This is a genomic window from Variovorax sp. dw_308 (assembly GCF_019207085.1).
In the GTDB taxonomy this organism is placed as follows: Bacteria; Pseudomonadota; Gammaproteobacteria; order Burkholderiales; family Burkholderiaceae_C; genus Variovorax.
On sequence record NZ_JAATOM010000015.1, the window covers coordinates 87,812 to 106,679 of the forward strand.

Consider the following 18,868-nt stretch of genomic DNA (forward strand, 5'->3'; position numbering starts at 1 on the left):
TTCAGTGTCCTTTCGATTCGAGCGTGACCACGCCGCGCGGCGTGGTCAAGGTGGCGGTGAGGTTGGGCGGTCCCTGCTTCAAGGTCATCGCATCGAAGCCGATGGCCTCGAGTGCACTGCGCAGGCTGTCCACGCGCGGATGCGAAGCGGCCAGCCCGAGCAGTTGGAGGCCCGACGCCGGCATCGTGTCGATCGGGTGCACCGGCCCCCACTGGATCAGCGTCGGCAGGGCGCCGTAGAAGAGGCGCTGGCCATCGTCGCGCACGGTGATCCGCCAGTCGAGCCGGCCGGCGGCGGTGTCGCGCGAGGCTTCGATGAGGTGGCCGCGGTCGATGTGCGTGGCCATGTGTGCCAGCGCATGCACCGCCGCGGCGGCGTTGCTCACACGCGCGACGAGGTGAACGAGCTGTGGGCCGCCGCGCGCCAGCGCCAGTTGCAGCATCGGGTCGTCCAGGTCGAACCAGCGGTGCAGCTTGCCCGTGCGCGCGGGGCGCCGCTCGGGGTCGATGGCGATGATCTCGAGGTAGGCCAGGGGAAAGGCCAGCGACGCGACATTGAGCAGCCGGTTGTGCGTGCCCATCAATGAATGCACGCCGCCCGGCCCCGGCGTGACGCCCAGCGTCGCCTCGCACCACTGCACGCCTTCGTCGAGCGTGCGCGCGGCGATCACGAGGTGATCGAGCAGGGCGGTCGTGCCGGCAGGGCGCATGCCATCAGAGCGTGACCGCTCCCTCGATGCACACCACCGTGTCGCCGCCGATCCAGATCCGGCCTTCGGCATCGCGCTCGACGCTCAGGCGCCCGTCGCGGCCGAGGCACTGGCCCTGGCCGACGAGGTAGCGCTCGGGCATGTGCCCGTCGGTGATGAGCCACTGGGCGAGGCCGGCGTTCAGGCTGCCGGTGACCGGGTCTTCCTCGATGCCGGTGGCGGCAGCGAAGGCGCGCACCTCCAGGTCGACGCTGCCCTGGGCGCTGCCGCCGAAAGCCCTGGCCTCGCGGTTCGAGCGTGCGATCAACTGCGTGGGGGAGGGTGCCTGCGCAATGGCGGCGACGCCGACCTTGACGCCGAGTTCCTTCAGTGCGCGATGGTCCGGCACCAGCGCCAGCACGCTGTCGACTTCGTCCAGCAGCAGGCCCAACCAGTTCGACCCGTTGTCCAGTTGCTGCGCGGCCAGGATCTGCGCTGCCTTCAGGCCCAGCGCATGCGCGATCTTGGCCAGCATCGTCGGGCTGGGCGCAGTGCGCTTCAATGGCGGCGCGGCAAAGGCCAGGCGCGCGCCGTCGCGGCGGATCGTGACCAGCCCGGTCACGCACTGCTGCACGATGAACTCTGTCGACTTCGGCTTGCCGCCGGCCTTGAGCCAGGCACGGCAACTGCCGAGCGTCGGATGGCCGGCAAAGGGCATCTCGCCGCCGGGCGTGAAGATGCGGATGCGGTAGTCGGCGCCGGGCTCGGTCGGCGGCAGCAGGAAGGTGGTCTCCGACAGGTTGGTCCATTGCGCGAAGCGCTGGAACTGGGCATCGTCGAGATCGCTGCCATCGAGCACCACGGCCACCGGGTTGCCCCGGTACGCCACGGCGGTGAAGACATCGACTTGCTGGAAGGCACGGGTTTTCATGTGGGTTTCACTCCAGCGCCAGGTCCAGCACACCGCGCGAGCCGGAGCGCGACCGCAGTTCCCCGAACCAGCGCTCGACATGCGGCCAGGCCGGCCGCGTGTATTCGGTCGGCGGCAGTCCGAACCAGCGGTGCGCCTCGCAGCCCAGCGGTATGTCGGCCATGGTGAAGCTCTCGCCGAGCATGAAGCGCCGCGTGGCCAGGTGTGCATCGAGGATCGCGAACAGCGGCTCGGTGGCGTGGACAGACGCCGCGATGACGTCCGGGTTGCGATCGGCCGGCGCCGTGCGCACCCATTGCACGAAAGCCGGTGCGCTGGCCCGGTTGAAGGTGGTCTGCTGCCAGTCCATCCAGCGCTCCGCGTCGAAGCGCTCGGGCAGCGGCTCCGGGTACAGCCGGCCGGACGAATACTTGGCGCAGAGGTAGCGCACGATCACGTTTGATTCCCACAGCTTCACATGCGAGGCGTCGTCGCCATCGCCGTCGTCGATGGCCGGCACCAGCGCATTCGGGTTGAGCGCGCGGTACTCGGGGGTCTGCACGACGCCGTACTTGCCGCCGGCTTCGGTGCGCTGGAAGTCCAGTCCCAGTTCCTGCGCGCACCAGACCACCTTGCGCACGTTGATCGAAGTGATGCGGCCCCAGATGTTGAGCATGTCGTCGGTTCTTTCGGGTTTGAAGGTCGGCAAGAAGGTCAGCGGGCGGGACGGTCGAGCAGGAGCAGGCGCACGGCCAGCCCGAGCATCACCGCCGCGAGCAACGCCATGTTCGGCCCCGGCGACGCGAACAGTGCCAGCACCGCGACCCCGAACAAGCCCCAAGTCGCGAGGTCGATCATGTCGGCCGCCGTGTCAGGTGAGCGCGAGGTCCGCGGCAGCGGCGCTCGTCGGCAGATAGGGCGCAATGTTGCGCAGCGTGCGCGCGACCCATTCGTCCTTCTCGCCGACCGGCGCCACGTAGTGGATGGCGGCGGCTGCCGTGTCGACGCCTTCCGCCCGCGCGATGAGCCAGGCCGCCAGGTAGGTCGACGACAGGCAGCCGCCGGCCGTCGCCACGTTGCCGCGGGCGAAGAAGGGCTGCTCCAGCACCTGCACGCCGGCTTCCTGAACCCACGGCTTGGTGGTGAGGTCGGTGCATGCCGGCACGCTGCCGAGCAGGCCCAGTTTCGCCAACAGCAAAGTGCCCGAGCACTGTGCGCCGATCAACTGGCGCGAGGGGTCGAGCCGCAGCGCGGACATCACCGCGGCGTCGGCCGCGACCTCGCGCGTGCGCATGCCGCTGCCGGCGATCACGGCCTCGGCCGCGCAGGCTTCCTGCAGCGAGGAAGCGATCTGCACCGTGACGCCGTTCATCGACGTGACCGACGGCGTCGGCGCGGCCAGCGTCACGCGCCAGCCCGGCTTCTTCACGCGGTTGAGGATGCCCAGCGCAATGAACGAGTCGAGCTCGTTGAAGCCGTCGAAGGTGAGGATGGCGATGTGCATGCTTCAGTCCTGTGAAGGTCGGTCAGCCCAGGGCGGCTGCGGGCTGGGCCTTCGCCTGCGCCGCCAGTTCCTCGCGGACCGTGGCCGCCAGCGCGGCGATGGCCGTATCGATCTCGTCGACATTGGCCGTCACGAACGACAGGCGCATGGTGCGCGAGTCGCCCGGGCCTGCATAGAAAGGCGCGCCCGGCACGAAGGCCACGTTGCGTTCCACCGCACGCGGCAGCAGCTTCACCGTGTCGATGCCCTCGGGCATGCGCGCCCACAGGAACATGCCGCCCACGGGCACGTTGAACTGCACGTCCAGGCCCTTCATCTCGCGCCTCAACGCGGCGACCATCGCATCGCGCTGGCGCTTGTAGAGCGCGCGGATCGTCGGCACGTGACGCGCGAGGAAGTTGTCCTTCATCACCGCCGACACCATGCGCTGCGTGAAGATCGGCGTGTGCAGGTCGACCGCCTGCTTGGCCTGCAGCAGCTTGGGGTAGACCGCCTTCGGCGCGATCAGGAAGCCCAGGCGCAGGCCCGGCGCCAGCACCTTCGAGAAGGAGCCGAGGTAGATCACGCCGTCGGGGTTGCGCGCGGCCAGCGGCAGCGGCGGGGCTTCGTCGAACCAGAGTTCGCCGTAGGGGTTGTCTTCCACGATCGGCAGGCCGGCCTTTGCGGCAGCTTCCGTCACGGCCTGGCGACGCGCCTCGGTCATGGTGCGGCCGGTCGGGTTCTGGAAGTTGGGCAGCAGGTAGACGAAACGCGCCGCCTCCTGCCCCGCACTGCCCCGGGCCTGGGCCACGAGGTCATCGACGATCACGCCGTCGTCATCGCTGGCCACGCTGACCGGCACCGGCTCCATCGGCGCGAAGGCCTGCAGCGCGCCGAGGTAGGTCGGCGTCTCGACCAGCACGCGGCTGCCCGGATCGAGCAGCACCTTGGCCACCAGGTCCAGGCCCTGCTGCGAGCCGGTGGTGATCAGCACCTGCGCCGGGTCGACGTTCCACGGCAGCATGTCGGCCACTGCCTGGCGCAGCGGGCCGTAGCCTTCGCTCGCGGCGTATTGCAGCGCGGCCTGGCCGTCGGTGTGCAGCACGTGGGCGCAGGCGTCGGCGAATTCCTGGATCGGGAAGGTCTTGGGCGAGGGCAGGCCGCCGGCCAGGCTGATGATGCCGGGGCGCTCGGTGACCTTGAGGATCTCGCGCAGCACCGAAGGGTTCATTTTCTCGGCGCGGGTGGCCAGTTTCCAGGTGGTTGTCATGTTGTTCTCCGTTCGGTGATATGGATTCAGTGGGTGAGCAAAGGGTAGAGCGAGGCGACCAGCGCAAGGGCCGCGACGGTGTTGAAGGCGCGAAGAAAGGCCGGTTGCTGCAAGTAGCGGCGCATGCTGCTGCCGAACAGCGCCCAGGAGCCGGTGCTTGGCATGTTGATGACCGCCATCACGCCCGTCAAGGCGAGAAGTTGCCACAGCGAATGGCCGGCTGGCAAATAGGTGGTGATTGCGCCGAGCGCCATCACCCAGGCCTTGGGGTTGACCCACTGGAAGGCCGCCGCCGCGGTGAAGCCCATCGGCCGCACCTCGGGCGCGCCGTCCTGCACCGCATCACTCGCGGAGCGGCTGCGAAAGATCTTCCAGGCCAGGTAGAGCATGTAGGCGCCGCCGGCATAGCGCATGGCGGTGTACAGCACGGGAAAGCGTTCGAACACCGCGCCCAGGCCCATGCCCATCAGCAGGATCATGAAGCAGAAGCCGACGGTGATGCCCACCATGTGCGGCACCGAGCGGGCAAAGCCGAAGTTGACGCCGGAGGCCAGCATCATCGTGTTGTTGGGGCCCGGCGTGATCGAGCTCACCAGGGCGAAGAGGCTGAAGGCCAGCCAGGTTTCCGTGGTCATGCTGTTCCTCCAGCGGTGACGGGGCGCGCAACGGCACGCGGTTGCGACAGCTTCTTGCCGACCACGACCGTCGCCACGACGGCAGCCGCGAAGCCCAGCGTCACGACATCCAGCGCCTCGCCCAGCAAAGGCACGGCGGCAAGGATCGAGAGGAAAGGCTGCAGCAGTTGCGTCTGGCTCACCCGCAGCGCGCCGCCGAGTGCCAGCCCGCGGTACCAGGCGAAGAAGCCAATCCACATCGAAAACACGCCGACATAGACGAAGCCGGCCCAGGACGAGGTCGCTATCGGCTGTTGCGGCCACAGCAACAGGGTGGCCGGCAAACTGAACGGGAGTGCCATCACGCACACCCAGCAGATCACCCGCTCGGCCCCCAGCGACGGCGTGACCTGTGCGCCATAGACGTATCCGACGGAAGCCGCCACCACCGCGCCGACCAGCAACAGGTCGGCCCATTCGAACCCGAAGCCGTTGCCATGCTGGCTCGCACGCAGCATGGAGAACGCGACCACCAGCAAGCTGCCGAGCACAGCGCACACCCAGAAGCCGAAGCGCGCCCGCTGGTGCAGCACCCATGCGGCGACGGCCGCCGTCGCCAGCGGCAACAGCGCCGTGATCACCGCCGCATGGCTCGCGGTGACCATGCGCAGTGCATAGCCAAGCAGCAGGGGAAAGCCAAGGCAGTTGCCCAGCACCGCCATCCCCAGCGGCTTCCATTGGTGGCGCTGCGGCAATGACGAGCGCGTGGCCAGCAGGAACACGAGCGACAACATGCCCGCCAGCGCCGCGCGGCCGACCGTCACGAACCACGGCGAGAGTTGCGGCGCATCGACCGTGCCCGTGGCCAGCCGGGTCATCGGCAGCGTCACCGCGAAGAAGGCCACGCCCAGCACGCCGAGCCACATCCCGAGGGTTTCGTCCTTGATCTTCTTCATGTCTCGAACATCCAGAAAGCCGTCAGCACCAGCACCGCCGCCATCGCGCGGTTGAACCACAAAAGGCGCTTGCCGTGCGCCAGCCACTGCCGCAGCAGCGCGCCGACCAGCGCATAGGCGAAGTTGCTGGCAAAGGCATACATCAGCATGACCGGCGCGACGATCGCAAAACGACTCAGTGCGTCGGGCCGGCCGGCGATCCATCCGGCCACCAGCGTGAGTGCCAGCAGCCAGGCCTTGATGTTGAGGAATTGCAGCATCACGCCCTGACCGAAGCCAACGTCAAGCTGCTTGCCATCGGCACTGCCCAGCGTGCCGCTGTTGCTCAGCTTGAAAGCCAGCCACAGCAGGTAGGCGATGCCCAGGCCCTTGATGGCCAGCCGGAGCATGGGCGCGGCCGTCACCAGCGCGCCGACGCCGGCCGCGCACAACGCGAGCAACAGCGTCCAGCCCACCGGCACGGCGACGATGAAGCGCATCGCGCGCGGCAAGCCGCCGTTGGCCGCGAGGGCGGTGGAGAGCGTGGTGTTCGGGCCGGGCGAAAAACTCATCGCCGTGGCCAACACCAGCAGCGCAGTGAATTCTTGCCAGTTCATGACACAGACTCTAAACTGAGGACCATTACAGTACCAATACAGATTGGCGAACATGATTTGGCTCTGTATTGGTTCATCCATCGACACAGATCAAAACTGCGCATGCTGACGAGAACTTCCACACAGTCGCTGACCGAGCAGTTGGCCGGCCGCTTTGCCGAACGCATCCGCACGCGCCTGCTCGCGCCCGGCGCGCGCCTGCCTTCGGTGCGCGAGTGCGCGCGGCAACAGGGCGTGAGCCCGCACACGGTCGTCGCAGCGTACGACCAGCTGCTGGCGCAAGGCCTGGTCGAGGCGCGACGCCAGCGTGGTTTCTATGTGCGCGACTCGGCCGCGGGGCAGGACGCCCGGACGCCGGGTCCGGTCGTCCATGCCATCGCGAGCCCGCTGCCGGCCTCAGGCGTACCGGCCGATGCCAGTTCCCTGATCCGTGGCATGTTCCACCGCCAGAGCGACAAGCCGCAGCCCGGCATGGGCGTGTTTCCGCCGGACTGGATGGAGTCGACCTTCATGCCGACCTCGCTGCGCCGCCTGACCAGTACACGCGCGCTGCAGGACCTGTCGCTGCAATACGGCGAACCGCTGGGCGACACCGCCCTGCGCCGCAGCCTGTCGCAGAAGCTGGTGAGCATCAACGTGCCCGCCGCGCCCGACCAGATCATCACGACCATCGGCGCCACGCATGCGCTGGACATCGTGAGCCGCACGCTGCTGCGCGCCGGCGACCCGGTGATGGTCGAGGAGCCGGGCTGGGCCATCGAGTTCGCGCGGCTGGAGTCGCTCGGCATGCGCATCCTGCCGGTGCCGCGCCGCGCCGACGGGCCCGACCTGGAGGTGATGGCGAAGTATTGCGAGGCGCACAAGCCCAAGCTGTTCGTGAGCGTGAGCGTGCTGCACAACCCGACCGGCTACAGCCTCTCGCCGGGCAGCGCGCACCGGGTGCTGCAACTGGCCAACAAGCACGACTTCCACATCGTCGAGGACGACACCTACAGCCATCTCGCGCCCGAGCATGCAACCCGGCTGTGCGCGCTCGACGGGTTGCAGCGCACGATCTACGTGAGCGGCTTCGCGAAGATCCTGGCGCCGAACTGGCGCATCGGGTTTCTGGCCGCGCCGCCGGGGTTGCTGGGCGGCCTGCTCGAAACCAAGCTGCTCGCGACCTTGACCACGCCCGCGCTGTTCGAGCGCGCGTTGGCATGGTGCATCGACCAGGGGCAACTGCGCCGGCATGCGGATCGCATTCGCGTGCGGCTCGATGGGGCGCGTGCGCGGACGGTGAAGCTGGCGTTGTCGCATGACTGCACGTTCGTGTCGGAACCGGCGGGGCTGTTCGGCTGGGTTGATACCGGTGTCGATACCGATGCGTTGACGCAGCGCATGCTGGATGAGGGCTACTTGCTGGCGCCAGGTTCGCTGTTCCACGCGCGACGGCCGCCGTCGACGCTGATGCGGATCAACTTCGCGACGGCGCAGGATGCGGAGTTCTGGAAGGTGTTCGGGCGGGTGCGGGGGTGACGCTGCTTGCCTTGCGCCCAGTGGTGAGAGCGCCCGGCACGCGGCACGGCCCAGCCGACCCTACTGCGCCGGCCCCTTCGGGGCTCCCCTGCAGTGCTCGCGTTTGGCGGGGTCCATGTGAACTCGCTTCGCTCAAACAGCACATGGCCCTGACCCGCCAAACGCTGCGCGCTTCGGAGGCGCGGAAGGGTCGGCCGCGCCGCACCGCATGCCGCGCTTGGTGTGTGCTGACTCGGACCATTCGACACGTTCGCGTTCATTCAAACCGCAACGCCCCCATCCTCTCCACGATCAAGTCATGCAGCGTCTGCGCAGCCACAGACAAGCTTCCCTCCCGCCGCTGCACCAGATAGATCGTCCGCGTCAGCCCCGGCACCGGCAGGGGCCGCGTCACCAGCGTCTCGCGCCGGAAGTGGAACAGCGTCAATGCCGGCACCACGCTGATCCCCACCCCGGCCTCGACCAGCCCCATCACCGTCGCCAGGTGCTCCACTTCGAACACCGCATTCAGCCGCAGCGGATGCAGTGCCGCATCGAGTGACTGCCGCACGCTGCTGTTGCGTGCCATCTGGATGAAGGGCCACGGTGCCAACTGCCTGGCCGTCAGCTTCGGCACCTTGGCCAGTGGATGGTCCTTCTGGCAAACGAGATGAAATCCATCGCTGCACAACTTGCGCCCGCGCAGGTCGCTCGCCGAGGCGGCGCCCGCGCCTGTCGCAGCCAGAGCGAAGTCCGCCTGATGGCTGCGCAACTGCGCAATGCATGCGTCCGACAACGCATCGTGCAACTCGACCGTGATGCCGGGCCACGCCTTCATGAACTCGGCCAGGATGCCCGGCAACCAGCCGGCCGCGAGTGAGGGCAGTGCAGCCACGCTGACACGGCCCTTGCGTCGCTCCACGTGATCTGCCAGTTCGCCGACCGCGCCTTGCATGTCGTCGAGCAGGCGCCGCGCCGAGGCTTCGAACAGCCGGCCCTCGGGCGTGAGTTGAACGCTGCGCGTGTCGCGGTCGAACAGGCGTGCGCCGAGCGTCTCTTCCAGCGTGCGGATCAATGCACTGAACGCGGGCTGCGACAAATGGCAGGTCTGCGCCGCCCGCGTGAAGTTGCGTTGCTCGGCCAGCGCGGCGAACGCGCGCAGTTGTCGCGTGGAAAGGTCGGGGGTGGCCATCGATCTGTAATTTGGATGAATCGATCTGAACATTCGATTTTACGGATGAAGACCCGCGTCCTACATTCACCCTCCGTACGAGACGATTAGCCGAATGAACCCCACCAACCCGCCCCCGCTGCTGATCGGTTGCGCCGCCGGCTTCTCAGGCGACCGCACCGATGCCGCCGGCCCCGTGGTCGACACGCTGATCGCCCGGCTCGCCGCCGGCCCCGCCGGGCAGCGCGCGTTCCTCATCTTCGAGACGCTGGCCGAACGCACCCTCGCGCTCGCGCAATTGCGTCGCCGTGCCGATCCCGATGCAGGCTACGAGCCCCTGCTCGACGCCATGCTGCGACCGGTGCTGGCGCGCTGCCTTGCAAACGACATCCGCATCGTCAGCAACTTTGGCGCAGCCAACCCGCGCGCGGCCGCACGGCACATCGCACGCATCGCCCGGGAACTCGGCGCGCCCCTGCCGCGCATCGCCGTGGTCGAGGGCGACGACCTCTCCGCGCCGCAGCAACGCGCCTTGCTGCGCGAGCAACTCGGCGAGCGCATCGACGGCCTGCGCATCGTCAGCGCCAACGCCTACATCGGAGCAGAACCCATCGCTGCCGCGCTCGACGCCGGCGCGCAGATCGTGGTGTGCGGCCGCGTGGCCGACCCGTCGCTGGCTGTCGGCCCGGCCATGTCGCACTTCGGCTGGCGCGCCGACGATTGGGAGAAGCTCGGCCGCGCGACGATGGCCGGCCACCTGCTCGAATGCGGCGCGCAGGTCTGCGGCGGCTACTTCGCGGACCCCGGCTTCAAGGATGTGCCGGGGCTCGAAAACGTCGGCTTCCCGATCGCTGAAATCCAGTCCGACGGAAGCTGCACCGTCGGCAAGTCCGAAGGCTCCGGCGGCTTCGTCACCGAGGCCACGGTCAAGGAGCAACTGCTCTACGAAGTGCACGACCCCGAGGCCTACCTCACGCCCGACGTCATCGCCGACATCGGCGACGCCGAAGTCCATGCCGCCGGCACCGACCGCGTCGCGCTCACGGGCGTTCGCGGCCATGCTCGCCCGACGCACTACAAGGTCAACGTATGCCATGAAGGCGGATGGCTGGCCGAAGGAGAGATCTCCTACGCCGGCCCGCGAGCCGAAGCGCGTGCGCGTCTGGCCGCCGAGGTACTGCGCAGCCGCTTGGGCAGCCTCAAGCTGCGCGTCGACCTCATCGGCGCCGTCAGCATCCTGGCCGACGACGCGGGCCGCGCGCTCGCCGCCACGCCCGATGGCGGCGCGCGCGACATCCGCCTGCGCGTCGCCGCCACGCACGACGACCGCGCCGAAGCCGAACGCCTCGGCCGTGAGGTGATGGCCCTCTACACCTGCGGCCCGGCCGGGGGCGGCGGCGTCCGCAGCACGCTCACGCCCCGGCTCAACACGATCTCGTGCCTGTTGCCGCGCGAGGCGGTGCCGGTTGGGTTCGAGATGGTGGAGGGCGCACTCTCCACGGCGCCCAGTGCGAAAGGCATCCAATGACCTCGGTTCGTCTTTACAGGGCCGCACACGGCCGCACCGGCGACAAGGGCGACCGCTCCAACATCAGCGTGATCGCCTGGCACCCCGAGCTGTTCCCGTTGCTCGTCGAACAGGTCACGCCCGAGGCTGTCGCCGCGCAATTCCGCCATCGCACCCCCAGCCGCGTGCTGCGCTTCGTGCTGCCCAGGCTGCATGCCATGAACTTCGTGCTCGACGCAGTGCTCGACGGCGGCGTCAACGATGCGCTGAACCTCGACACGCACGGCAAGTCGCTGTCCTTCCTGCTGCTCGACATGCCGATCCGCGTGCCGCCCGGGCTCCAGCATCTTCTCGCCGGCCCAGCCGAAGACTGAAAAGACCCCCATCAGATTCCACTTCCAACCATCCGGAGACAAAACCCATGACCCCGATCCATTCAATCGCTCTCGCGATCGCCGCCCTGGCGCTTGCCCCCGCGCTGGCCCAGGCCGACACCTTCCCGGACAAGCCCATCACCTTCGTCGTCCCCTTCGCCGCCGGCACTGCCACCGACCAGATCGCCCGTGCCATCGGCAACGGCGTCAGCGCCGAGACCAAGCAGCCGGTGGTCATCGACAACAAGGCCGGCGCCAGCGGCTTCATCGCTTCGCAGCAAGTGGCCAAGGCCGCGCCCGACGGCTACACGGTGCTCATCACCACCAACACCACGCACGCGGCCAACGAGCATCTGTACAAGAAGATGCCCTACGACCCGGTCAAGGATTTCGCGCCCATCACCGCCCTGGGCAAGGGCGGGCAGATCATGGTCGTGAACCCGTCCTTCCCGGCCAGGACCGTGGCCGAGTTCGTCGCGATGGCGAAGAAGGAGCCCGGCAAGTACAGCTTCGGCAGCGGCAGTTCATCGAGCCGCATGGCCGGCGAGTTGCTGCAGCAGATGGCCGGCATCAAGCTGCTGCACGTGCCTTACAAGAGCAACACGCTCGCCGTCACCGACCTGCTCGGCGGCCAGATCAGCATGATGATCACCGACACGGCCACCGGCCTGCCGCAGGTCAAGTCGGGCAAGCTGCGTGCGCTCGGCGTGTCGGGCAGCAAGCGCTCGCCGCTTGCACCCGATGTGCCGACCATCGCCGAGGCCGGCGTCAAGGGCTACGAGATGGGCTACTGGTTCGCCGCGTATGCGCCCGCGAAGACACCGCCCGCCGTCGTCAAGCACCTCAACGAGTTGCTCGTCAAGGCCGCGAAGAGCGAGGCCGCCAGGACCATCTTCTACGACCCGACCGGCACCGAGGTCTTCACCAACACGCCCGAGGATATGGCCAGGTTTCAGGCCGCTGAATCGCGCAAGTGGGGCAGCATCGTGAAGGAGGCCGGCATCGAAGCCGAATAGCCTCATGAACTCCAGACCGCCCGCCTCGCGCTGGGTGCAGCCGCCCCATGCCTTGCAACCGGCAGTGCTGTCACATTCACCAGCCAGGCCGACGCCCGGAGCTGGCTGACCATCGTCCAGTCCACCCGCATGGACGGCCAGTCCAATGACCTGCTCGCCGCAGGCATGCGCATGGCGCTTTGCTCGGCAATGCCGCATCACAGCATGCTGTCCGGCGCCAGCGGCCCGATCACCTTGAGCATCAGCCTGAGGCCGGGGCTGGCATCCGGCTCGGTCGTGGTGTCTTGAAGCCCGCTGCCCTGCGGCGCGCGCCACGTCAGGCGGCCATCGACCAGTTCCACATGCCACGCGCCTTCGCGCAAGGTCTTTTCAATCAGTTCAGTGGTATCGCCCGACAGCCCGCGGCTGCCGATGAGCAACGCCACCTCGGTGTTCTGCTTCTGCGAACGCAGGTCCAGGTTCATCGACCCGATCACCACCAGCCGCTTGTCCATCACAAGCACTTTGGAATGCAGCATCGAGTGCGATTGACCCGTGACGGAGCCCGAGGAGCCAAAGGCGCTGTTGATGCCGGCCTGCTCGCTGCGCAATTCATAGAGATCGACACCCAGCTTCAGCAGCGCCTCCCGATGCCGCGCATAGCCGACGTGCGCGACCGGCGCGTCGTTAGAAGCCAGCGAATTGGTCAGCACGCGCACGCGGATGCCGCGCGCATGCAGTGCCGAAAGCGCCTGCGTGATGTCCGGTCCGGGCACGAAGTAGGGCGAGATGATCAGCAGGTCGCTCTGCGCCTGGCCGATCAGTTGCAGCAGGCCCTCGACCAGCGTGTCGCCGCCTGCCGCGGCGTGGGCCGCGTCTTGCACCGTGGCCTGCCGCCCGCCGCCAACGTCCTGCATCGCCGCCTGCCCTCGACTGCCAGAAGCGTCGTTGCCCTTGCGCTGCCCGCCGGCCGGCAGGCTGACCTGCAGTCCAACTGCCTCCCTGCCGGAAGCGCGAGCTGCTGCGGGGCTCGCGCTGGCGGCTTCCTCGGCGCTGGAAGCGATCTTGCCGGGCTTGTCGGCCAGTACCACGGCCGGCGCCCAGGTGAAGTCGGCCTGCGCGAGGTCGATCGGCTGCTCGTCCCAGACGACGGCCCGCCGCGCCCCGGCTGGTTGCTTCTCCGCCTCCGGCTTCGAGGCATCGTCGGCCCGGGCCTCGTCCCGGATCCTGTCCAGTTCCTCCCGCTTGACCAGCGACTGGACCGGATAGGCGCGCTCGTTGTTCCAGTAGGTGTCGAAGCTGCGCGACAGGTCCTGCACGATCGGCCCGGCCGCCAGCACGTCGAGGTCCACGAAATTGCCGCTCTCCCCGACGCCGAAATACGCATCCCCCAGATTGCGCCCGCCCGCCACGCCGAACACGTTGTCGGCAAGGAACAGCTTGTTGTGCATGCGCTGCTGGATGCGCGATGCGTCATCGATCGAACTGAACAGCCGCCCGATCGTCGAACCGCGCGCACCGGCCAACGGATTGAACAGCCGCACCTCGATGTTCTCGACGTAGGCCAGTTGCAGCACCAGCGCATCGCGCCCGGTGCTGTGGAAGTCATCGATGAGGATGCGCACCCGGACGCCGCGCGCCGCTGCCTCGCGCACCGCCCGCATCAGTCGGCGGGTGCTCGCATCGGCATGGATGGCGTAGTACTGCAGGTCCAGCGTCTTCTGCGCGCCGTCCACCAGGGCCAGCCGACTGCCGTAGGCAGCCTGCGGGCCATCGAGCAGCAGGAAGCCCGAATCGGACCGGGCATTCGCCGCGTCATGCCGCTGCCTCACCAGCGTCGCAAACGGCGTCCCTGCCGCGGAGGCCAGCGCATGCGACACCGGCCGGTCGACCTGCGTTGGAAGCTCGGCGCAACCTCCCGCCGTCAAGAGGCCGATGGCAATGAGAAGGGCAAGGGTCCAGCGCAGTGGACGAAGCATGGCGTGCCAGTCGAAGTTGAATTGGCACCGTGTATAGCCTGAAGCCGCGAGCCGCCGCGTCAGACAGACTCAACGTCCTCAGCGGGCTGCGGCGCTCAATTCTTCCCAGCGTTCCAGCGCCGCCATCAGTTCGTCGTCGATGTGCGCATGGCGCTCGCCAAGCTCCACCGCCCGCGAGGCCTCCGTCGAATAGATGGCGCCGCCATCACGTTCCAGCAACTCGGCAATCTCCTTCTGCTCTCCTTCCAGCTCCGCGATCCGGCCCGGCAAGGCGTCGAGTTCGCGCTGCTCCTTGTAGCTCAGCTTCCTGCGCGGCATCGCGGCTGTCGCGGCAGCCGGCGCCGGCACAGGAGCGGGTGCAGGTGCTGGGGCGACTGCAGGTGCGAGAGTCAGCGCGGCGGCCGCACGCTGTGCGTTGATCTCCCTCGCCCGCTTCGACTGGACCAGCCAGTCCTGCACGCCACCTTCATATTCGCGCCAGTTGCCGTCGCCCTCGAAGGCAATGGTGCTCGTCACCACGTTGTCCAGGAAAGTGCGGTCATGGCTGACCAGGAACACGGTGCCGTCGTAGTTCTGCAGCAGGTCCTCCAGCAACTCCAGCGTGTCGATGTCCAGGTCGTTGGTCGGCTCGTCCAGCACCAGCACATTGGCCGGTCGCGCGAACAGGCGCGCCAGCAGCAAGCGGTTGCGCTCGCCGCCGCTCAGCGATCGAACCGGCGAGTTGGCACGCGCCGGCGAGAACAGGAAATCGCTCAGGTAGCTCTTCACGTGCTTGCGCTGCTTGCCGATCTCGATCCACTCGCTGCCCGGGCTGATGAAGTCCTCCAGCGTCGCGTCAAGGTCGAGCTTCTCGCGCATCTGGTCGAAATAGGCGACCTCGATGTTGGTGCCACGCCGAACCTTGCCGCTGTCCGGCTCCAGGTCGCCAAGAATCAGCTTCAGCAGCGTCGTCTTGCCCGCGCCGTTGGGCCCCAGCAGGCCCACCTTGTCGCCACGCAGGATGGTATTGCTGAAATCGCGGACCACGGTCTTGGCGCCGAAGGACTTGGACGCATGCGTCAGCTCCGCGACGATCTTTCCGCTCGACTGTCCCGAAACAACGTCCATGTTGACGCTGCCCTGCACGTTGCGACGGGCCGCATGGCTCGCACGCATCTCCTGCAAGCGGCTGATGCGGCTCTGGCTGCGCGTGCGCCGTGCCTCCACACCCTTTCGGATCCAGATCTCTTCCTGCGCAAGCAGCTTGTCGGCCTTGGCGTTGATCACCGCCTCCTGCGCAAGTTGCTCTTCCTTCTGCAGGAGGTATTGCTCGAAATTGCCAGGGTACGAACTCAGCTTGCCCCGATCGAGTTCGATGATGCGGGTCGCCACGCGGTTCAGGAAGCTCCGGTCATGGGTGATCGTGACCACGCTGCCTTTGAAATCGATCAACAACTGCTCCAGCCATTCGATTGAATCGAGGTCCAGATGGTTGGTCGGCTCGTCCAGCAACAGCACATCGGGCGCGGTCACGAGCGCCTGGGCCAGGGCGACACGTTTGCGCGTACCACCGGAAAGTGACCCCACACGGGCCTCCGGGTCCAGGTGCAGACGGTGCAGCGTCTCTTCCACCCGTTGCTCCCAGTTCCACGCGTCGTAGGCTTCTATTTCAGACTGAAGTGCGTCCAGGTCCGCTCCCTCCGCTGCATTCAAGTACATCTCGCGCGAGGCGATCACATGCGCCAGGCCCTCGCTCGCCGCGGCGAAGACGGTGGCCTCCATGTCCAGGGCAGGCTCTTGCGCCACATAGGCGACGCGCAGGTTCTGCTGGAGTTGCAGCGTGCCATCGTCCGCCTTCTCCAGCCCCCCGAGGATCTTGAGCATCGAGGACTTGCCCGCACCGTTTCGCCCGATAAGGCCAATACGCTCCGATTCGAGCAACGAGAAGTCCGCATGATCCAGCAGCGGGACGTGACCGAACGCGAGTTGCGCGTCGAGGAGTGTGATGAGTGCCATGTGACGCCGATTATCCGGGGGAGCCCTTGCACCTAATGCCCCCAAGCGACGCGGGGCGTACATGGGTTGGATTGCGCTCCCTTCTCTATCTATAAGTGAGCCGCACCGGACGCAGGCAGCAACTGCGCTGGAGTACAGTGCGCGCTCCTTGCTCCCCGAGCAAAGGATGTGTGCGACGCAAGACCCGGACTTGCTAGTGATTTTTTGCAGCCGCGGTTGCGCACTGCATAAAATGGCATATACTCGTGGGCTCGGCTAGAAACGCAAACCGCGGATCAGCAGAACGGCTCCAGGCCGGTTTGCAAAAAGCCAAGAAAAAGTCCCTCGGACTTGACGAAGTTGCAAAAACCGAGTCATAATCGAAGGCTTCGCTGAACTGGCCTCAGCACTGACTGCCAAGCGGTTGGATGCGGAAGGGGTGGAAGGAAGCGAAAAAAGTTTGACCGAACTTAAAAAATCGTGTTAGACTGGCGGGCTTCGCTGATCGCAGCGAACGAAGCAAAAGGCGAGAAGACAGAGATGTTTTCGAGTCTGGATCCTTAAAAATTTACAGCCGATAAGCGTGGGCGTTTGAAGGCAACTTGCCAAGTTCTTCGGAACAAAGTCGCAAGACTTTAAACGCTCATGAGAATAGAAGTGAAGTTCACTTCAATTTCTTTTTTTATGAGTTTTGCCTCATCGCGAGATGGGGTGCAAAAATCAAGATCGAACTATAGAGTTTGATCCTGGCTCAGATTGAACGCTGGCGGCATGCCTTACACATGCAAGTCGAACGGCAGCGCGGGAGCAATCCTGGCGGCGAGTGGCGAACGGGTGAGTAATACATCGGAACGTGCCCAATCGTGGGGGATAACGCAGCGAAAGCTGTGCTAATACCGCATACGATCTACGGATGAAAGCAGGGGACCCGCAAGGGCCTTGCGCGAATGGAGCGGCCGATGGCAGATTAGGTAGTTGGTGGGGTAAAGGCTCACCAAGCCGACGATCTGTAGCTGGTCTGAGAGGACGACCAGCCACACTGGGACTGAGACACGGCCCAGACTCCTACGGGAGGCAGCAGTGGGGAATTTTGGACAATGGGCGCAAGCCTGATCCAGCCATGCCGCGTGCAGGATGAAGGCCTTCGGGTTGTAAACTGCTTTTGTACGGAACGAAAAGTCTCCTTTTAATAAAGGGGGATCATGACGGTACCGTAAGAATAAGCACCGGCTAACTACGTGCCAGCAGCCGCGGTAATACGTAGGGTGCAAGCGTTAATCGGAATTACTGGGCGTAAAGCGTGCGCAGGCGGTTATGTAAGACAGTTGTGAAATCCCCGGGCTCAACCTGGGAACTGCATCTGTGACTGCATAGCTAGAGTACGGTAGAGGGGGATGGAATTCCGCGTGTAGCAGTGAAATGCGTAGATATGCGGAGGAACACCGATGGCGAAGGCAATCCCCTGGACCTGTACTGACGCTCATGCACGAAAGCGTGGGGAGCAAACAGGATTAGATACCCTGGTAGTCCACGCCCTAAACGATGTCAACTGGTTGTTGGGTCTTCACTGACTCAGTAACGAAGCTAACGCGTGAAGTTGACCGCCTGGGGAGTACGGCCGCAAGGTTGAAACTCAAAGGAATTGACGGGGACCCGCACAAGCGGTGGATGATGTGGTTTAATTCGATGCAACGCGAAAAACCTTACCCACCTTTGACATGTACGGAATTTGCCAGAGATGGCTTAGTGCTCGAAAGAGAGCCGTAACACAGGTGCTGCATGGCTGTCGTCAGCTCGTGTCGTGAGATGTTGGGTTAAGTCCCGCAACGAGCGCAACCCTTGTCATTAGTTGCTACATTCAGTTGGGCACTCTAATGAGACTGCCGGTGACAAACCGGAGGAAGGTGGGGATGACGTCAAGTCCTCATGGCCCTTATAGGTGGGGCTACACACGTCATACAATGGCTGGTACAAAGGGTTGCCAACCCGCGAGGGGGAGCTAATCCCATAAAACCAGTCGTAGTCCGGATCGCAGTCTGCAACTCGACTGCGTGAAGTCGGAATCGCTAGTAATCGTGGATCAGAATGTCACGGTGAATACGTTCCCGGGTCTTGTACACACCGCCCGTCACACCATGGGAGCGGGTTCTGCCAGAAGTAGTTAGCCTAACCGCAAGGAGGGCGATTACCACGGCAGGGTTCGTGACTGGGGTGAAGTCGTAACAAGGTAGCCGTATCGGAAGGTGCGGCTGGATCACCTCCTTTCTGGAAACAGCAAGTTCATTTGAACGCCCACACTTATCGGTTGTTGGAAGGTTGTCGCCCAGCGACTTGAGCGCACAGGCTTGAGTCCAAAGCGTTCCGGCTTGGGTCTGTAGCTCAGTTGGTTAGAGCACCGTCTTGATAAGGCGGGGGTCGTTGGTTCGAATCCAACCAGACCCACCATCCATCTAATCCTGGGGGATTAGCTCAGCTGGGAGAGCACCTGCTTTGCAAGCAGGGGGTCGTCGGTTCGATCCCGTCATCCTCCACCAAAGATTGCCAGAAACCAGTACCTGGCACTTATCAGTTCAACACCAAAGCGGCTTTTAACGAGGCTGTTTTGTTGTTGATCAAGATCTCTTGATCAATCGGCTGTTCTTTAAAAATTCATAGAGTCGAATCAGCGTTGCTGATGGAAACCGCACATTCGTAAAGGTTTAGTGCGGACCGTGCCATCAGCAACATAGAATTTTTGATTGCGTCAAAAGAAACTTCAATTTCGAGTCAGATCGATAATTGGAAGTACGGCATAACGCGCCAGGTGAGAGACCTGGCAATTCCTTGAAACGATTTTGGATTCTCGCAAGAGAAG

Annotated in this window: 16 protein-coding genes, 2 tRNA genes and 1 rRNA gene; 7 read left to right on the plus strand and 12 right to left on the minus strand. The window is 65.4% G+C overall.

What is annotated here, in order from left to right; all coding sequences use genetic code 11:
• Position 1: 1 nt before the first annotated feature.
• Genes HCU76_RS24750 through HCU76_RS24790 form a run of 9 tightly spaced genes read right to left on the minus strand, consistent with a single transcriptional unit; the run spans position 2 to position 6,517 of the window.
• Positions 2–709: a VOC family protein gene (locus tag HCU76_RS24750; protein ID WP_218510891.1), complete on the minus strand. Its 708-nt coding sequence runs from the start codon at positions 707–709 to the stop codon at positions 2–4.
• Between the two features lie 4 nt (positions 710–713).
• On the minus strand, positions 714–1,619 hold the full coding sequence (locus HCU76_RS24755) for a PhzF family phenazine biosynthesis protein (protein WP_218510892.1): 906 nt from the start codon (positions 1,617–1,619) through the stop codon (positions 714–716).
• A gap of 7 nt (positions 1,620–1,626) precedes the next feature.
• Entirely contained in the window at positions 1,627–2,274 is a 648-nt protein-coding gene (locus HCU76_RS24760) for a glutathione S-transferase (protein WP_213958544.1), read from the minus strand.
• Between the two features lie 38 nt (positions 2,275–2,312).
• The gene (locus tag HCU76_RS24765; RefSeq protein ID WP_213958543.1) at positions 2,313–2,456 is read right to left on the minus strand and encodes a hypothetical protein; all 144 of its coding nucleotides are present in this window, start codon (positions 2,454–2,456) and stop codon (positions 2,313–2,315) included.
• Positions 2,457–2,469: 13 nt separating this feature from the next.
• On the minus strand, positions 2,470–3,102 hold the full coding sequence (locus HCU76_RS24770; protein ID WP_218510893.1) for a DJ-1/PfpI family protein: 633 nt from the start codon (positions 3,100–3,102) through the stop codon (positions 2,470–2,472).
• A 22-nt stretch (positions 3,103–3,124) separates the two neighbouring features.
• On the minus strand, positions 3,125–4,351 hold the full coding sequence (locus tag HCU76_RS24775; protein WP_213958541.1) for a PLP-dependent aminotransferase family protein: 1,227 nt from the start codon (positions 4,349–4,351) through the stop codon (positions 3,125–3,127).
• Positions 4,352–4,377: 26 nt separating this feature from the next.
• Positions 4,378–4,986, minus strand: coding sequence for a LysE family translocator (locus tag HCU76_RS24780; RefSeq protein WP_213958540.1), 609 nt, complete (start codon positions 4,984–4,986; stop codon positions 4,378–4,380).
• Entirely contained in the window at positions 4,983–5,921 is a 939-nt protein-coding gene (locus HCU76_RS24785; protein WP_213958539.1) for a DMT family transporter, read from the minus strand. The genes HCU76_RS24780 and HCU76_RS24785 overlap by 4 nt, the downstream gene beginning before the upstream one ends.
• Complete coding sequence (locus HCU76_RS24790) at positions 5,918–6,517, minus strand: LysE family translocator (RefSeq protein WP_213958538.1); 600 nt, start codon at positions 6,515–6,517, stop codon at positions 5,918–5,920. Before HCU76_RS24790 ends, HCU76_RS24785 begins: the two co-directional genes overlap by 4 nt.
• Before the next feature lie 102 nt (positions 6,518–6,619).
• Between HCU76_RS24790 and HCU76_RS24795 the strand changes: the two genes are divergently transcribed.
• Positions 6,620–8,035 (plus strand): PLP-dependent aminotransferase family protein, encoded by a 1,416-nt coding sequence (locus tag HCU76_RS24795; RefSeq protein WP_213958537.1) that lies wholly within the window; start codon positions 6,620–6,622, stop codon positions 8,033–8,035.
• Positions 8,036–8,291: 256 nt separating this feature from the next.
• Here the strand turns inward: HCU76_RS24795 and HCU76_RS24800 are convergent, their stop codons facing one another.
• Positions 8,292–9,206 carry a LysR family transcriptional regulator gene (locus HCU76_RS24800; protein WP_218510894.1) on the minus strand — a complete coding sequence of 305 codons (915 nt, stop codon included), beginning with the start codon at positions 9,204–9,206 and terminating at the stop codon, positions 8,292–8,294.
• 94 nt (positions 9,207–9,300) lie between these two features.
• Here HCU76_RS24800 and HCU76_RS24805 point away from each other — a divergent pair, with 94 nt between their 5' ends.
• From HCU76_RS24805 to HCU76_RS24815, 3 genes are read left to right on the plus strand one after another with little or no spacing between them, the layout of a single operon-like run.
• A complete protein-coding gene (locus HCU76_RS24805; protein WP_218510895.1) occupies positions 9,301–10,713 on the plus strand; it encodes an acyclic terpene utilization AtuA family protein in 1,413 nt (470 codons plus the stop codon).
• On the plus strand, positions 10,710–11,066 hold the full coding sequence (locus HCU76_RS24810) for a hypothetical protein (protein ID WP_218510896.1): 357 nt from the start codon (positions 10,710–10,712) through the stop codon (positions 11,064–11,066). Before HCU76_RS24805 ends, HCU76_RS24810 begins: the two co-directional genes overlap by 4 nt.
• A gap of 47 nt (positions 11,067–11,113) precedes the next feature.
• On the plus strand, positions 11,114–12,082 hold the full coding sequence (locus HCU76_RS24815; RefSeq protein WP_213958533.1) for a tripartite tricarboxylate transporter substrate binding protein: 969 nt from the start codon (positions 11,114–11,116) through the stop codon (positions 12,080–12,082).
• Positions 12,083–12,279: 197 nt separating this feature from the next.
• Here HCU76_RS24815 and HCU76_RS24820 read toward each other — a convergent pair whose 3' ends face one another.
• The gene (locus tag HCU76_RS24820; RefSeq protein ID WP_218510897.1) at positions 12,280–14,040 is read right to left on the minus strand and encodes a phospholipase D family protein; all 1,761 of its coding nucleotides are present in this window, start codon (positions 14,038–14,040) and stop codon (positions 12,280–12,282) included.
• A 78-nt stretch (positions 14,041–14,118) separates the two neighbouring features.
• Entirely contained in the window at positions 14,119–16,035 is a 1,917-nt protein-coding gene (locus tag HCU76_RS24825) for an ATP-binding cassette domain-containing protein (RefSeq protein ID WP_218510898.1), read from the minus strand.
• 707 nt (positions 16,036–16,742) lie between these two features.
• Between HCU76_RS24825 and HCU76_RS24830 the strand changes: the two genes are divergently transcribed.
• The 3 genes from HCU76_RS24830 (at position 16,743) to HCU76_RS24840 (ending at position 18,548) form a co-directional block, all read left to right on the plus strand.
• Positions 16,743–18,279, plus strand: a 16S ribosomal RNA gene (locus HCU76_RS24830).
• Positions 18,280–18,382: 103 nt separating this feature from the next.
• A tRNA-Ile gene (locus tag HCU76_RS24835) sits at positions 18,383–18,459 on the plus strand.
• Between the two features lie 13 nt (positions 18,460–18,472).
• A tRNA-Ala gene (locus tag HCU76_RS24840) sits at positions 18,473–18,548 on the plus strand.
• Positions 18,549–18,868 lie beyond the last annotated feature (320 nt).

What these genes read in the sequence shown, in the direction of transcription:
- HCU76_RS24750 (WP_218510891.1), bottom strand. Translation starts at nt 709, where the DNA reads ATGCGCCCTGCCGGCACGACCGCCCTGCTCGATCACCTCGTGATCGCC.
- HCU76_RS24755 (WP_218510892.1), bottom strand. Translation starts at nt 1,619, where the DNA reads ATGAAAACCCGTGCCTTCCAGCAAGTCGATGTCTTCACCGCCGTGGCG.
- HCU76_RS24760 (WP_213958544.1), bottom strand. Translation starts at nt 2,274, where the DNA reads ATGCTCAACATCTGGGGCCGCATCACTTCGATCAACGTGCGCAAGGTG.
- HCU76_RS24765 (WP_213958543.1), bottom strand. Translation starts at nt 2,456, where the DNA reads ATGATCGACCTCGCGACTTGGGGCTTGTTCGGGGTCGCGGTGCTGGCA.
- HCU76_RS24770 (WP_218510893.1), bottom strand. Translation starts at nt 3,102, where the DNA reads ATGCACATCGCCATCCTCACCTTCGACGGCTTCAACGAGCTCGACTCG.
- HCU76_RS24775 (WP_213958541.1), bottom strand. Translation starts at nt 4,351, where the DNA reads ATGACAACCACCTGGAAACTGGCCACCCGCGCCGAGAAAATGAACCCT.
- HCU76_RS24780 (WP_213958540.1), bottom strand. Translation starts at nt 4,986, where the DNA reads ATGACCACGGAAACCTGGCTGGCCTTCAGCCTCTTCGCCCTGGTGAGC.
- HCU76_RS24785 (WP_213958539.1), bottom strand. Translation starts at nt 5,921, where the DNA reads ATGAAGAAGATCAAGGACGAAACCCTCGGGATGTGGCTCGGCGTGCTG.
- HCU76_RS24790 (WP_213958538.1), bottom strand. Translation starts at nt 6,517, where the DNA reads ATGAACTGGCAAGAATTCACTGCGCTGCTGGTGTTGGCCACGGCGATG.
- HCU76_RS24795 (WP_213958537.1), top strand. Translation starts at nt 6,620, where the DNA reads ATGCTGACGAGAACTTCCACACAGTCGCTGACCGAGCAGTTGGCCGGC.
- HCU76_RS24800 (WP_218510894.1), bottom strand. Translation starts at nt 9,206, where the DNA reads ATGGCCACCCCCGACCTTTCCACGCGACAACTGCGCGCGTTCGCCGCG.
- HCU76_RS24805 (WP_218510895.1), top strand. Translation starts at nt 9,301, where the DNA reads ATGAACCCCACCAACCCGCCCCCGCTGCTGATCGGTTGCGCCGCCGGC.
- HCU76_RS24810 (WP_218510896.1), top strand. Translation starts at nt 10,710, where the DNA reads ATGACCTCGGTTCGTCTTTACAGGGCCGCACACGGCCGCACCGGCGAC.
- HCU76_RS24815 (WP_213958533.1), top strand. Translation starts at nt 11,114, where the DNA reads ATGACCCCGATCCATTCAATCGCTCTCGCGATCGCCGCCCTGGCGCTT.
- HCU76_RS24820 (WP_218510897.1), bottom strand. Translation starts at nt 14,040, where the DNA reads ATGCTTCGTCCACTGCGCTGGACCCTTGCCCTTCTCATTGCCATCGGC.
- HCU76_RS24825 (WP_218510898.1), bottom strand. Translation starts at nt 16,035, where the DNA reads ATGGCACTCATCACACTCCTCGACGCGCAACTCGCGTTCGGTCACGTC.